Below are 12,923 nucleotides of genomic sequence, written 5' to 3'. Positions count from 1 at the left end.
GGCCGATCCGGGCACGAGGGGGGAGCGGGGGGACGCCCGCGCCTTCATCAGGTAGGCGGTGGCACCACCACGGAGGATGGTCGCTCGCTAGATCACGCCCCGATTGAGATCCCCAAGAGCCCCTGACGCCAGCAGGTCGACCAGACACTCAGCTCGCCGTGACGTGGGCCATCAGGTCCGCCACCAGGGCGGCCGGCAGCGTCAGCTGGTCATCGCCTTCGCGACGCAGCTGATAACGCCGGTCACCAGGGAGCCGCACGCCCGGCTGGTCCTGCATCACCGCAAAGAGGGTCTCGGCGTGCTCGACGAAGCCGGGCGAGAAACGCGTCGGATCGAACAGCAGGATCAATTGGCCGATACCCGGTGGCTCCCCCTCGGCCTCGAAGAAGGAGCTGGCCTGGAAGCCGAAGTGACTGCCAGCGAGTCCCGCGGTGAGCAATTCCACCATCAGCGCCAGGGCCGCGCCCTTGGCGTCCCCCGCCGGGATCATGCTGCCGGCCAGGGCGGCGTCGGCGTCGGTGGTCGGCCTTCCCTCGGCATCCAGGGCCCAGCCCTCCGGGATCGGCTGGCCCTGCTTCTTGGCCAGCATCACCTTGCCCCGGGCCACCTTGGACAGCGACAAGTCCAGCAGCAGCGGATCGGAGTGCCGGCGCGGGCAGGCGAAGGCGATGGGATTGGTGCCGAACAGCGGCCGGTTGCCGCCCCAGGGCGCCATGGCCGAGGGCGCGTTGCTGAAGGCCAGGGCCAGGTAGCCGTGCCGGGCGGCAGCCTCTACTGGCGCCCCGGCGACGCCGAAGTGATGCGAGCGGGCGATGGATACCGCCGCCATGCCCAGGCGTGAGGCACACTCGATGCCGGCCTCGAGCCCACGGGCCACGGCCGGGAAGGCCAGGCCGTAGCGGGCATCGACTCGTACCACGGCACCATCGGTCTCGACGCTCGGCACCGCCTCGGCCGCGACCTTGCCACTGGCGGCCTGATCCAGATAGAACGGCAAGCGTGACAGGCCGTGGGACGGCAGGCCATCACGCTCTGCTGCCAGCAACGCCTCGACGGTGTCCGCTGCCTCGGCCTCGCCGAAGCCCCGCCCGCGCATGGCCGCCAGCGCCAGCTCACGGGCCTGCTCGACCCCCAGCTTGACGGTCTCGCTCATGAGTGCACCTCCACCGACTGCGCCAACACCGCGCGCACGTTGTCGGCCGTCATCTGGCTGATACGGGCGTTGGACTCCTGGGTCACGCCGGCGATGTGCGGCGTCAGGATCAGGTTCGGCACGCCCTCGAGCACCGACCCCACGGGCAATGGCTCCTGCTCGAAGACATCCAGCATGGCCCCGGCCAGCCGGCCGTTACGCAGGGCATCGGCCAAAGCGGCCTCGTCGACGGTGCCGCCCCGGGCGGCATTGATCAGCACGGCGTCGGACTTCATGCGGCCCAGGGCCTCGGCGTCGATGAGGTGTTGGGTCGCCTCGGTCAGCGGTACGTGCAGGCTGATCACATCGGCGGCCTCGAGCAGCGACGCCAGGCTGTCATGGCGCTCGACCCCCGACCACTCCGGCGCCTCCGCGCTCAGATGCGGATCAAAGGCCGCCACCTCCATGTCCAGTGCCGATGCCCGGCGCGCCGTCTCCCGGGCGATGGCGCCGAAGCCCACCAGCCCTAGGGTGCTGCCGGCCACCTCGCGACCAATCAAGGCCTGGCGCGGCCACTTCCCCGCCAGCATGGCGTGGCTGGTGAAATAGGCCTGGCGGCGCAGCATCAGGGCGCCGGTCAGCACGTACTCGGCCACCGAGCTGCCGTTGCCGCCATAGGCCGGCTTGACCGCCACACCCCGGGCCTTGCAGGCGTCCAGATCGATGTTGTCAAGCCCCACGCCCAGGCGCCCCACCACCTTGAGTCGCGGTGCGGCCGCCAGCAGCTCGGCATCCACCTGGGTGCGGTTGCGCACGATGATGCCATCGGCCTCGGCCACCGCCGCGAGCAGTGTCGCCCGCTCCTCTACCAGAGCAGTGTCGAAGACCACTGCGAAGCGGTCCTCGAGGCTGGCGGCGGCCTGCTCGTCCATGAATTCGGAAATCACGATCTTGGGCATCAGAACCTTTCTCCTTCGACCGGGCGGCATTGCCCGGCTCTCGTTGTGGTTGGTCAGGAAGGGCCGCCCCGTTGGTCTCAGCCCATGAACCACCTGCCCACCGGCAGTGGCACATTAAGCAGCAGCGCAAAGAGCCCATAGAAGCAGGCCACCAGCACGGCACCAGCGATCAGGTAACTCACCAGGCGCTTCGAGGTCCAGGCATCGTGCTGGGCGATCAGCATCAGGGTGACGAAGCTTGCCAGCCCCGTGAGCAGGAAGCCCGCCCAGGGCATCAGCAGCGCCCAGACGGCCATCGCCACCACCAGCAGCACGCGCCGTGGCGTGGAGTCCTGATGGCGCTCAATATTGTCGATGACCCGATGCAGGGTGAGCTGCAGCAGCCGCAGCACGCTGGCCAAGATCATCACCGCGGCGATCGTCATGGGGAAAACCGCCCCCAGCTGGCTCATGTCGCGGGCCTGCCAGAAACAGAGACTCCCTAGAGCGATGAACAGCAGGGGTAGCAGGTACTCGGCACGCGCCGAACAGGCGGCCCGGATCTCGCCGCGCGACGCGCGGGCCTTGGGCATTGCATCGCTCATGAAGAGGCCTCCTTGTGAGAACCGAGACTGCCCGGGTCACCCCGGCGCCGTGCCAACCGCTCTTTGACGATGGGATAGAACACACTGACGACGGACAACGCGATGATCGTCAGGGAAATGGGGCCCCCGAAGAAGGTTGTGAACATCGCCCCACTAGCGCGGCCCATGAGGAACCCCTGGACGAACCCCTGCTCGGCGATGGGGCCCAGTATCAGCCCAAGAACAATGGGTGACGGCCGGAAGCCATAGCGATTGAGCAGCCACCCTGCCACTCCCAGAGTAAGCATGATCACCACATCGCTGATGCTGTTGCGAATGGCATAGGTCCCGATCACGGTCATGAAGGCGATGGTCGGCACCAACAGCGCCTTGGGAATGGTGATGATCGACTTGAAGGCATAGCGTCCGATAAATAGCCCCAGTGGCAGCAGCAGGCAGGTGGCCAGGAAGAGGCCGGCAATGAAGGTGTAGGTGATGCTGGCGTTGGTGGTGAACAGCTCCGGCCCAGTGCGGAAACCCTGCACCAGCAGCGCGCCCAGGATCACCGCATCTGGGGGCGTGCCGGGGATGCCCAGCACCAAGGTGGGAATGAAGCCACCGCCCACGGTGGCGTTGTTGGCGGCTTCTGTGGCCAGCACTCCCTGAGGATTGCCCTTGCCGAAGGTTTGGGGTTGGCGCGAGGCGCGTCGCGCCTCGGAGTAGGACACCAGGCTGGCGATGGAGCCACCGGCCCCGGGCAGGATCGCCACCAGCGTGCCGATAGAGGCCGAGCGGAACAGGTTGAACTTGCCCAACCAGGCCAACCCCAGGCCCTCGCGCAGCCGAATCCCCCGCTGCTCCGCGTCGACCTTGAGGTGAGCCTCGGGCGTCGCCACGAGATCGATGAGGACGGGAATACAGTACAGGCCGATCAGCGCCGACACCGTCTCGATCCCCCCCAACAGCACCTGGGAGCCGAAGGTATAGCGAGTATCGCCCCCTACCACGGCCACGCCTATCGTCGACAGCAATAGCCCGAAGCCGGCGCCGATGAAACCCTTGAGCGTGGAGCCCTCGGACAGCGCCGAGATCAGCGTCAACCCGAAGATCGCCAGCCAGAAGTACTCCACCGGCCCGAAGCTTAGGGCGACCTGGGCCAGAAGCGGGGCAAGAGTCAGTAACGCCAGCACCCCGATCAAGCCGCCCGCTACCGAGGCCAGCGTCGAGAGGGTGACCGCCAGGTCACCGTCGCCGCGCTTGGCCATGGGGAAGCCGTCGAAGGTGGTGGCGATGGCCGAGGGGGTCCCCGGCGTATTGACCAAGATGGCGGAATAGGAGCCACCGTAGATGGCACCGGTATAGATGGCCCCCAGCATGATCAGCGCCGATTCCGGCGCCATGCCGAAGGTCACCGGGACCAGCACCGCCACCGCCATGGTGGCCGAGAGGCCCGGCAGGGCCCCGATGATGATACCCGAGGCCACCCCGATCACTGCCAGTCCCAGATTGACCGGCGAGAGGGCCCCGAGCGCATACGTGAGAATCTCCATGCGGCTCCTCCGTGGCTCAGTCGATCAAGCCGAGTTCACGAGCGGTTTCCTCGTAGACGCGTCGCTGCTCCGCCATGAATTCAGGCATCTCCTCGAGCGGCACATCGATCAACACGAAGCCGAGGTCCTGCATCTTCTGCTGGAAGGCCGGGTTCTGATTGATCTGCTGGAAGATGTCGGAGAGTCGTTGCTGGATCTCCACGGGAGTGCCTTCCGGTACCGCCATGCCGCGGTAGGCGCCGCCCACCATGTCGTAGCCGAGCTCCTTGAAGGTCGGTACGTCGGGGAACATGGGATGGCGTTCCTCGGCGGCTACCGCGAGCATACGCAGCTTGTCCTGGTGGTTGGCGGCCACAGTGGTATAGCCCCACTCTGCCTGCACCTGTCCGCCCAGCAACGCTGTCACTGCGGCCCCGGTGCCCTTGAAGGGGATGTAGGTGGTGGTCACGTCGGCGAGCTGCTGGAAGCGGGTGTGGGCCACGTCGTTGGCGCTGTAGGTACCGCTGCCGGAGAAGGTCACCGTACCGGGCGCGTCGTCAGCCGCCTGGATCAGGTCGTCCAGGGTTTCGAACGGACTGTCGTTCCGAACGATGATGGCGTCCGGGGAGTAGTGGAAGTAGTAGAAGTTCTTGATACCCTCGGTGGCGAAGCCAACGTCCTTGTCCATCGGCTTCAGGATGATGTGCGGCATATTGGAGCCCATGATGGCATGACCATCTGCGGGCATGTCCGACAGTTGCGACCAGGCAACGGCACCGCCACCACCGGGCATGTACTGGATCACCAGCTGCTCGCCAGTGATCTCTTCGAAATACTTTTGCTGAAGTCGGGCACTGATATCGGACTCGCCGCCAGGCCCGAAGGGAATCACGTACTGGACGTCTTTGCTGGGAAACTCATCCGCGACGGCCTGGGTCATGAAGCCGGCGGCGACCGCCATTCCCAGCGCGGTGGCGAAGACGGTGGAGCGTGAAATGCGCATAGCGAATCTCCAGATATTGTCGTTGTGTCATTGAGCTTGCATGCATGGAAGTATCAGAAAAGCTCACAGGCTCGTGTCGGGAAAAGGGCACCTCCCTCTATCGGTTCATGGCACGGAAAAAGCCCCCGTCCTCAGGTTGGGCGGGGGGAACCAGTGTCAGGCGCTCTCATAGAGGCGGGTCAAGACGAACTCGCGATGGCCCAGGGCTTCGGCCGAGGTATTCCGACCATTGGCCGTGCGCAGCATCATCTCGAGCAGCTGATCGCCGGCCTCTTCCATGTTGATTTCGCGCTTGAGCAGGTGCGAGACATCGACGTCGATGTGCTCGCCCATGGTCCGCACGGTGCGCGGGTTGGCGCAGATTTTGATGACTGGCAGGATCGGATTGCCGATGACATTGCCCTGGCCGGTCGGGAAGAAGTGCACCACATAGCCTGCAGCGGCACACAGCGTCACCATCTCGGCGGCGGCAGACGAGGAATCCATGAACCACAGTCCCGGCTTGTCCGGCGTCTCTGCCTTGTCCAGTACCCCGTCGACCTTGCAGGTCCGCCCGATCTTCTGGATGTTGCCCAGCGCCTTCTCCTCGATGGTGGTCAGGCCACCCTCGATATTGCCCTTGGTCGGCTGTGACTCGGAGAGATCGCTGGTCTTGTGGCGATCGATCATGGCGCTGTAGCGATCGAACATCGCCTGGAACTGCTCGCGCACCTCTGGCGTGGCGCAGCGCTCGGCCACCAGGTGCTCGCCACCGGTAAGCTCAGAGGTCTCACCGAAGACGAGGGTGCAACCCGCCTCGTAGAGTTTGTCAAAGGCGGCGCCCACGGTGGGGTTGGCTCCACAGCCCGAGGTGGTATCGGACTCACCACACTTGGTCGACACCCACAACTCATCGATGTCGCACTCCTCGCGCTGCAGCTCGGTGGCATGTTGCACGAACTCACGTGCCTTCTTCGAAGCGGCGCAGATGGTGTTGTGATCCCCGTTCTGCTCGATCCAGAACCCCTCGACCGGCTTGCCGGTGGCCTTGATGCCGTCGACCACTTTCCGGGTCCAGCCCGGCTCGATGCCGATGACCACGACAGCAGCCACGTTGGGATTGCAGCCGGTACCGATCAGGGTACGGAAGTGCAGGTCCAGATCGGCGCCGAACTGCAAGCGGCCGTAGGGATGCGGCAGGGCCAGGGTGCCCTTGATGTTGTTGGCGACGGCCTCGGCGGCAGCGTTGGAGATATCGTCGACCGGCAGCACGATGACGTGGTTGCGCACCCCGACGCGGCCGTTCTCACGGCGATAGCCCAGAAACTTGCGACCCTTGATTTCCATCCTTACCACCTCTTGGTTTTGACGTTGTGGACGTGCAGGTGCTCACCCTGCTTGATCGGTTTCACCACCCGACCGATGTCGACGCTGTACTTGATCACGGTATCGCCCTCGGCCAAATCCCGGATCGCCAGCTTGTGGCCGATCGGAATCGGGTCGCTCACCTGGCAGGTGATGGTCTGATCCTCGTGCATGACCCACCCGGTCAGTTCTTGACCGGCCTGAATTCCCTCGACTACCACCACGCCGACACTATCGCCGGCATCATGTACTACGAAGTCGATACTCATGATGTCTCCTCTCCACGTGCGAGGTTTGTTGGGGAGTGTCTCACTTCCCCCCTGATGACAAGACTGCGACGGGCTGGATGCCGCGAACTCTCCACTCATATATATGATATAGGACATAGAACAGTCAAGTGTCCTCTATATGTTTTTGCTATAATCGGGACAAGGCCACGACGTCCGGTCGCCACGAACGCCGGGCCGGAACTGAACAGACAGGAATCGAGACATGGATCAGCCGCTGACACCCAGCTACCGCCCGCTATACCAACAGATCAAGGAGGCCCTGATGTCACGCATCGTGTCGGGAGACTGGCCGCCCGGCACCTTCATCCCCAGCGAGTCCACCCTCGCCAGGGAGTACGGGGTCAGCGTGGGCACCTTGCGCAAGGCGCTGGACACCCTGGCCAGCGAGCACGTGGTGATCCGCCATCAAGGCAAAGGCACGGTGGTCGCCACCCATGACAGCGACCGCTCGCTGTTCCAGTTCTTCCACCTGGTACGCCTGGACGGCACGCGTTCGCTTCCCATCTCCCGGGTACTGATCCGCGAGCGGCGGGTAGCCACGGCCGACGAGGCCGAGGCCTTGGGACTGACGGCGGGGTCGGAAGTGGTGCATATCCGCCGGATTCGCGAATTGGAGGAGGCCCCGGCGCTGCTGGAGGACGTGGTGGTGTCGTCAGATCGCTTCCGGGACCTAGAACGAGAGCCACAGACCTTGCCCAACACCCTCTACCAGCTCTATCAGCAGCGCTACGGCCAAAGTGTGGCCCATGCCGAGGAACGACTCTTCGCCGTGGCGGCGGGCGCCATTGAGCAGCAATATCTGGGAGTGGAGCTCGGTTCGCCGCTTCTCGAAATTCGCCGCATCGCCAAGGACCTGCAAGGCCATGCGCTGGAGTATCGTGTCTCTCGGTGTGAAACCCAGAATCACTGTTATTTGAATGAGCTATAGAGCAGGCAGGCGTTTCCTTATCCCTCACGCTGGTCTGGTGCGTGGCCCGCAGGCTGTGGGTAGGCGCTCAGTCGGAACCAGAGCGTGGCCAGGGCCACCAGCAGGATCGGCGGCAGCATGGCGAGATTGAGTGTCTCCCAGCCCAGGCGGTGCAGTAGCGCGCCTGATATCAGTGACCCCACGGCCACCAGGGAGAAGATGGCCAGGTCATTGATGCCCTGACCTTGCCGCGCTCGGCTTCGGAGTGAACGATCGAGAACAGTGCGCTACCACCGACAAACAGGAAGTTCCACCCGATCCCCAGCAGCACCAGTGCCACCCAGAAATGGGCCAGGCTCACTCCGAGGTTGGCCACCAGTGCCGTGCCAGTGAGCAGCACGGTGCCCCCCAGCAAGATGCGGGTGACGCCGAACCGGGCGATCAGGCTGCCGGTCATGAAGAAAGGGGCGAATATGCCCAGCACATGCCATTGCATGATGAAGGCAACCTGTGCTATCTCGACCGTGGCGGCACTGGCGTTCCAGGGGCCAAGGAAGGCCGGGCACGGCCTACCCCGGTATCCCCCCCTCCGTCAGCCGGGCCGGGTCGAGCAACCGTTCCAGCTCCTCGCGGCTGAGGTCGGTCTCCTCCTCGGCTACTTCGATGATCGGCCGGCCGGCCTGATAGGCCTTCTTGGCGATGGCGGCGGCCGCGTTGTAGCCAATCACCGAATTCAGCGCCGTGACCAGTATGGGGTTGCGCGTCAGGGGTTCACGAATATTGGCCTCGCGCACCTTGAAGGTGGCAATGGCACGATTGGCCAGTAGGCGGCTGGTGTTGCACATCAGGGTGATCGAGGTCAGCAAGTTATTGGCGATCAGCGGCAGCATCACGTTGAGCTGGAAGTTACCGCTCTGGCCAGCCACTGTCACTGCACTATCGAGTCCGATCACCTGGGCCGCGGCCTGGGCGGCGGACTCAGGAATCACGGGATTGACCTTGCCCGGCATGATCGAGCTCCCAGGCTGCAAGGCTTCCAGCTCAATCTCGCCGAGTCCCGCCAAGGGACCGGAATTCATCCAACGCAGGTCATTGGCTATCTTCATCACTGTGCAAGCATAGGTGCGCAGGTGGCCGGAGAGCTCCACGGCGGCATCCTGGGACGCCAGGCTGGCGAAGAAGCTGTCATTGGGCGCAAGCCGCAGCCCGGTCTGCTCGCTCAGCGCTTTCGCCATCCGCTCGGCAAACTCGGGATGGGCATTGATGCCGGTACCCACGGCTGTCCCCCCCTGTGCCAACCTCCCTAGGCGTACCTGGCAGCCCTCGAAGCGTTCGATGGCCTGTCCCACCTGACTCGACCAACCACCCAATTCCTGGCTCATGCGCACCGGCATGGCATCCATCAGGTGGGTGCGGCCAGTCTTGACCACCGCGTCCAACTCGCCGGCCTTGGTATCGATGGTCGAGCGCAGATGCGCCAATGCCGGCAACAGGGATTCCTGCACCGCCAATGACGCGGAAAGGTGAATCGCCGTGGGAATCACGTCGTTACTCGACTGCCCCATGTTGACGTGATCGTTGGGCCCCACCTCCAGCCCATCACGAGATGCCAAATGAGCGATCACCTCGTTGACATTCATGTTGCTCGAGGTACCAGAACCTGTCTGGAACACATCGATGGGGAACTGGTCGTCGTGGTGACCATCGACAATCGCCCTGGCGGCGGCAACGATTGCCTCCGCACGCTTACCATCAAGCAAGCGCAGCGCCGCATTGACCTCCGCGGCTGCCCATTTGATACGCGCCACCGCATGAATGAAGGCACTGGGCATCGGCTGCCCGCTGACAGGGAAGTTATTGACCGCCCTTTGAGTCTGTGCGCCATACAGGGCACTGGTCGGGACGTCCAACTCCCCCATGCTGTCGCGCTCGATACGGGTGTCACTCATTGCCGCCTCCCACACTGGTGCATTAAGCCATTGTTCATACAAGGATTGCTTCGGGGCCGGTGGCTTTCAAGGAAATTTCGATCAGCTTTGCAAGCTTCATGTTGCATCGCAGCAAAAGGTTTGCTATTGTGCACTGCAGCGAAGGCAGAAACCCTTCGTAATCCAGTAACCTACGGGGGTGTACCATGAGCAACGTCAATTTCGAGAAAGCCACCGAGCAATTCGAAACTTTCTTCTTCGGCCCGGCCCGCGCCTATGCGGCCCTGAGCCTCGACTACAGCGAGAAGCTGATCGGCGCCCAGTTCGAAGCCACCAAGGCTTACACCGACGCTACCCTGAAGCAGGCACGTGCCTTCTTCGACATCAAGGATGCCGACGGCCTGCAAGCCTACGTCGAAGAACAGAAGAAGACCGCCAAGGACCTGGGCGAGCGCTTCAAGGGTGACGCCGAGAAGGTCGTGGCGCTGCAGCAGGAATTCGTTCAGAAAGGTCAGAAGCTGGTCGAGGACAATGTCAAGGCTGCTTCCAAGGCGACAACCCAGGCGACCAAGTAAGCCTGACGCCAGCCGGGCCTTGAAAGCCCTCGCCTGACGAGACACAGGCCGCCGGTGAAAGCCGGCGGCCTGTTTTTGTCAGGCATCAATTTCATCTCTTAGGAAACGCTGAAGAAATCGACGAGCATGCTCAAGCGCAAGGCGCACGGAGCACAGGAACCAGAGCATATGGGGTATATGTGAGGATTCCGAGCACCGCGCAACGAAGCGATTGAGGAGCGCAGGCATTTATTCAGTGTTTCCCTTAGGCTCCTCCCCGCCGCCCACTAGCCTCGGCCAGTCTCGAAAGCGCCTCCAGATCGAGAATATGGAAGTCGCGTCCACTGGATCTGAGCAACTCCTGCTTATGAAAGCGTGCCAGGGTGCGGCTCACAGTCTCCACCGTCAGTCCCAGATAACTGCCGATATCAATGCGCGATAGCGCCAATCGGAACCGCAAGGGAGAATAACCCCGGCGCCGGAAACGCTCCGACATGGCGACGAAGAAGTACGCCAGGCGAGCTTCGGCGGTCCTGCGCAACAACAGGCGCAGCATCAGGCGCTCGTTGTGCACTTCCTGGCTCAAATTACGGCACAACTGCTGGCGCAACGCGGGAAGTTGCGCACCAAGCTCACTGAGCCGCTCCTGCGGCAATACGCTCACCGTGGTGGTTTCCAGCGCCAGGGTAGTGCCCGGGTAGGCATTCTGGCCGATGGCATCGAGTCCCACCAGGTCGCCCGGCATCGCATAGGCCGTCACCAGAGACTCGTCGGTACTGGTCGTCGAGACCTGCTTGAGGCTGCCGGAACGTACCAGAAACAGGCCGGTAAACGGCATTCCTTGCTTGAACAGCGCATCGCCTTTCCTCAGCAGCGTGAACATCTGGCTTTCATGGAGCTCGGGAATGTCCTCCAGAGGCAGCCCCAGGGGCAGAGTCAGGCAGCTCATATTTGCGTACACTTCATCTCATCATAGTAATAGTTTTGTTGGGGTCTTCAGCGCACGGGATCGGCGCCCACTTATCGGGAGCCCCTAACCGCCCTACACCATGCCTGAAATGTCGCATTCCGTGGACATCATTCTTCTCGCAACTTGACGGCTATCATATTGCAATGCGGAATCACTGGTCCAAACCACACCCCTACCACGACATCCACACGCAAAGTTGACTCATGTCATGGCAGGCTTCGCCGTCCCTACCTAGATTGCATCCTGTTAATGCCACCGGACCGGCTCCTTGGTCATCGAAGACAACGACAGCGAGACCACCACTCATGATCGACTTGACAGCACTCACACTCTTGCCACAGGAACAACTCACCCTCGCCAGCACTCACGAGAGCCAGGAGATGCATCGTTATCGACGCCTTGCGCTAAGCTTCCTGCCTAACGCTCCTCATGTCAGCCACCTGATGGCGGCACTGGGCAAGGAGTGCGAACAGCGCCTAGACACCCTGCGCCGTGCGGCCGAGCGCTTGGAGCTCGGCTCCTGCGTCATGACGGACAAGGTCAGAAGCAACCTGCTGGCCAACGTCAAACACCACTTCTTCATCGTCGACGATGCCATGGCGAGGCAAGTGCTCGAGCAAGCCTTGGAAGCCACTCACCACTCCCGACACTTCTTCGCTTGGCTGCTGGAGACCAATGCCACCCCGGAACTGCATGAACCGTTCCTGGCCTGCGTCAGGCAGAAGCAAGCCGAATGCCATGTCCTCCAGGAGTGTCAGGAACAGCATGGGCTCGGCGTTCAACAGCACATCAAGCCTGAAGAAGCCCGCCACCGGGCAAGAGCGGCGTGGCTAAGCCTCTCCGCCTTCGGCCAGTCCCCGATGGCTTTCGCATCGAAGCGATGACCCGAACCAACTTCCCTGGAGCGGCGCAAGCGAGCCCCCATGTTTCGGCAAGCGCCTTGAAGAATTGCCGGAAAAGCCCCTTTCAGTCGCTTACGCCGCGTCGGCCGCTGGTCTCGGCCAGGCGTTTCAGCCGTTCCAGGTCAAGGATCTGGAATTCACGCCCGCGAATGTCCAGCAACTCCTGTTCCTGATAACGCGCCAAGGTACGGCTGACGGTTTCCACCGTCAGCCCTAGGTAATTGCCTATCTCACCGCGCGCCATCGCCAGTCGGAAGCGGTAAGGCGAATAGCCGCGACGTCGGAAGCGCTCCGACATGGCGACGAAGAAGCAGGCCAGACGCACATCGGCGGTTCTGCGCAGCAACAGGCGCAGCAATAGGCGCTCGTTGTGCACTTCCTGGCTCAAACTGTAATAGAGGCGTTCGCGCAACTCGGGCACACGGGAGCTGAGTTCGTCGAGCCGGTCGAACGGCAACTCGCATACCGTCGCGGTCTCCAGTGCAACGACGCTGCCTGGATAGCGTCTCTCGGCGATGGCGTCGAGACCGATCAGTTCCCCCGGCAGAAAGAAAGACGTCACCAGGTATTCGTCGGTCTCCGTCGTAGTGACTTGCTTGAGGCTGCCCGAACGCACTACGAACAGGCTGGTGAATGGCATGCCCTGAAGAAACAGGGCTTCGCGTTTCCTTAATGTCGCCAGAGGCTGGGCGATGTCATTGAGTTCGGCGATATCCTCCATCGAGAGCCCTTGAGGCAGACAAAGGGAACTCAAGTGACAGGCTCGACAATCGACATCATGTTGGCTGATGAAGCGCAACACATTGCTGGGACTCGTCATGACTATCCCCTCTCGGTTGCGA

Annotated in this window: 15 protein-coding genes; 3 read left to right on the top strand and 12 right to left on the bottom strand. The window is 62.8% G+C overall.

What is annotated here, in order from left to right; all coding sequences use genetic code 11:
• Window positions 1-148: 148 nt before the first annotated feature.
• From IE093_RS00420 to IE093_RS00390, 7 genes are all read right to left on the bottom strand, one after another.
• On the bottom strand, window positions 149-1,153 hold the full coding sequence (locus IE093_RS00420) for an Ldh family oxidoreductase (protein ID WP_189464792.1): 1,005 nt from the start codon (window positions 1,151-1,153) through the stop codon (window positions 149-151).
• The gene (locus IE093_RS00415; protein WP_189464790.1) at window positions 1,150-2,091 is read right to left on the bottom strand and encodes a hydroxyacid dehydrogenase; all 942 of its coding nucleotides are present in this window, start codon (window positions 2,089-2,091) and stop codon (window positions 1,150-1,152) included. The genes IE093_RS00420 and IE093_RS00415 overlap by 4 nt, the downstream gene beginning before the upstream one ends.
• A 77-nt stretch (window positions 2,092-2,168) precedes the next feature.
• The gene (locus tag IE093_RS00410; protein ID WP_189464788.1) at window positions 2,169-2,675 is read right to left on the bottom strand and encodes a tripartite tricarboxylate transporter TctB family protein; all 507 of its coding nucleotides are present in this window, start codon (window positions 2,673-2,675) and stop codon (window positions 2,169-2,171) included.
• Complete coding sequence (locus tag IE093_RS00405; RefSeq protein ID WP_189464785.1) at window positions 2,672-4,204, bottom strand: tripartite tricarboxylate transporter permease; 1,533 nt, start codon at window positions 4,202-4,204, stop codon at window positions 2,672-2,674. Before IE093_RS00405 ends, IE093_RS00410 begins: the two co-directional genes overlap by 4 nt.
• Before the next feature lie 16 nt (window positions 4,205-4,220).
• A complete protein-coding gene (locus IE093_RS00400; RefSeq protein WP_189464784.1) occupies window positions 4,221-5,186 on the bottom strand; it encodes a Bug family tripartite tricarboxylate transporter substrate binding protein in 966 nt (321 codons plus the stop codon).
• 156 nt (window positions 5,187-5,342) lie between these two features.
• Window positions 5,343-6,512, bottom strand: a complete 1,170-nt coding sequence (locus IE093_RS00395) for a UxaA family hydrolase (RefSeq protein ID WP_189464782.1) — start codon at window positions 6,510-6,512, stop codon at window positions 5,343-5,345.
• Window positions 6,513-6,514: 2 nt separating this feature from the next.
• Window positions 6,515-6,799 (bottom strand): UxaA family hydrolase, encoded by a 285-nt coding sequence (locus IE093_RS00390; protein ID WP_110282459.1) that lies wholly within the window; start codon window positions 6,797-6,799, stop codon window positions 6,515-6,517.
• Window positions 6,800-7,022: 223 nt separating this feature from the next.
• Between IE093_RS00390 and IE093_RS00385 the strand changes: the two genes are divergently transcribed.
• The gene (locus tag IE093_RS00385) at window positions 7,023-7,748 is read left to right on the top strand and encodes a GntR family transcriptional regulator (protein ID WP_189464780.1); all 726 of its coding nucleotides are present in this window, start codon (window positions 7,023-7,025) and stop codon (window positions 7,746-7,748) included.
• 17 nt (window positions 7,749-7,765) lie between these two features.
• Here IE093_RS00385 and IE093_RS22380 read toward each other — a convergent pair whose 3' ends face one another.
• The 3 genes from IE093_RS22380 to IE093_RS00375 form a co-directional block, all read right to left on the bottom strand.
• Window positions 7,766-7,930, bottom strand: coding sequence for a hypothetical protein (locus IE093_RS22380; RefSeq protein WP_229803122.1), 165 nt, complete (start codon window positions 7,928-7,930; stop codon window positions 7,766-7,768).
• Window positions 7,918-8,223, bottom strand: a complete 306-nt coding sequence (locus IE093_RS22375; protein WP_229803120.1) for a hypothetical protein — start codon at window positions 8,221-8,223, stop codon at window positions 7,918-7,920. The genes IE093_RS22380 and IE093_RS22375 overlap by 13 nt, the downstream gene beginning before the upstream one ends.
• Before the next feature lie 73 nt (window positions 8,224-8,296).
• Window positions 8,297-9,676 carry a class II fumarate hydratase gene (locus IE093_RS00375; RefSeq protein ID WP_189464777.1) on the bottom strand — a complete coding sequence of 460 codons (1,380 nt, stop codon included), beginning with the start codon at window positions 9,674-9,676 and terminating at the stop codon, window positions 8,297-8,299.
• A 185-nt stretch (window positions 9,677-9,861) separates the two neighbouring features.
• On the opposite strand from IE093_RS00375, the gene IE093_RS00370 reads away from it, so the two are divergent.
• Window positions 9,862-10,230 (top strand): phasin family protein, encoded by a 369-nt coding sequence (locus IE093_RS00370; RefSeq protein ID WP_189464775.1) that lies wholly within the window; start codon window positions 9,862-9,864, stop codon window positions 10,228-10,230.
• A 244-nt stretch (window positions 10,231-10,474) separates the two neighbouring features.
• Here the strand turns inward: IE093_RS00370 and IE093_RS00365 are convergent, their stop codons facing one another.
• A complete protein-coding gene (locus IE093_RS00365; RefSeq protein WP_189464772.1) occupies window positions 10,475-11,158 on the bottom strand; it encodes a helix-turn-helix domain-containing protein in 684 nt (227 codons plus the stop codon).
• Window positions 11,159-11,484: 326 nt separating this feature from the next.
• Between IE093_RS00365 and IE093_RS00360 the strand changes: the two genes are divergently transcribed.
• Window positions 11,485-12,063, top strand: coding sequence for a hypothetical protein (locus tag IE093_RS00360; protein ID WP_189464770.1), 579 nt, complete (start codon window positions 11,485-11,487; stop codon window positions 12,061-12,063).
• 82 nt (window positions 12,064-12,145) lie between these two features.
• Here IE093_RS00360 and fnr read toward each other — a convergent pair whose 3' ends face one another.
• On the bottom strand, window positions 12,146-12,901 hold the full coding sequence (gene fnr / locus IE093_RS00355; protein WP_189464768.1) for a fumarate/nitrate reduction transcriptional regulator Fnr: 756 nt from the start codon (window positions 12,899-12,901) through the stop codon (window positions 12,146-12,148).
• Window positions 12,902-12,923 lie beyond the last annotated feature (22 nt).

This window comes from Litchfieldella qijiaojingensis, from assembly GCF_014651875.1.
In the GTDB taxonomy this organism is placed as follows: Bacteria; Pseudomonadota; Gammaproteobacteria; order Pseudomonadales; family Halomonadaceae; genus Litchfieldella; species Litchfieldella qijiaojingensis.
Note: the sequence above shows the minus strand (reverse complement) of the source record. Positions and strands in the feature narration are given on the sequence as shown.

Coding starts and splice junctions, on each gene's coding strand:
- IE093_RS00405 (WP_189464785.1), bottom strand. CDS start 4,204: ATGGAGATTCTCACGTATGCGCTCGGGGCCCTCTCGCCGGTCAATCTG.
- IE093_RS00410 (WP_189464788.1), bottom strand. CDS start 2,675: ATGAGCGATGCAATGCCCAAGGCCCGCGCGTCGCGCGGCGAGATCCGG.
- fnr (WP_189464768.1), bottom strand. CDS start 12,901: ATGACGAGTCCCAGCAATGTGTTGCGCTTCATCAGCCAACATGATGTC.
- IE093_RS22375 (WP_229803120.1), bottom strand. CDS start 8,223: ATGCAATGGCATGTGCTGGGCATATTCGCCCCTTTCTTCATGACCGGC.
- IE093_RS00370 (WP_189464775.1), top strand. CDS start 9,862: ATGAGCAACGTCAATTTCGAGAAAGCCACCGAGCAATTCGAAACTTTC.
- IE093_RS00400 (WP_189464784.1), bottom strand. CDS start 5,186: ATGCGCATTTCACGCTCCACCGTCTTCGCCACCGCGCTGGGAATGGCG.
- IE093_RS00360 (WP_189464770.1), top strand. CDS start 11,485: ATGATCGACTTGACAGCACTCACACTCTTGCCACAGGAACAACTCACC.
- IE093_RS00385 (WP_189464780.1), top strand. CDS start 7,023: ATGGATCAGCCGCTGACACCCAGCTACCGCCCGCTATACCAACAGATC.
- IE093_RS00420 (WP_189464792.1), bottom strand. CDS start 1,153: ATGAGCGAGACCGTCAAGCTGGGGGTCGAGCAGGCCCGTGAGCTGGCG.
- IE093_RS00365 (WP_189464772.1), bottom strand. CDS start 11,158: ATGAGCTGCCTGACTCTGCCCCTGGGGCTGCCTCTGGAGGACATTCCC.
- IE093_RS00390 (WP_110282459.1), bottom strand. CDS start 6,799: ATGAGTATCGACTTCGTAGTACATGATGCCGGCGATAGTGTCGGCGTG.
- IE093_RS00375 (WP_189464777.1), bottom strand. CDS start 9,676: ATGAGTGACACCCGTATCGAGCGCGACAGCATGGGGGAGTTGGACGTC.
- IE093_RS00395 (WP_189464782.1), bottom strand. CDS start 6,512: ATGGAAATCAAGGGTCGCAAGTTTCTGGGCTATCGCCGTGAGAACGGC.
- IE093_RS00415 (WP_189464790.1), bottom strand. CDS start 2,091: ATGCCCAAGATCGTGATTTCCGAATTCATGGACGAGCAGGCCGCCGCC.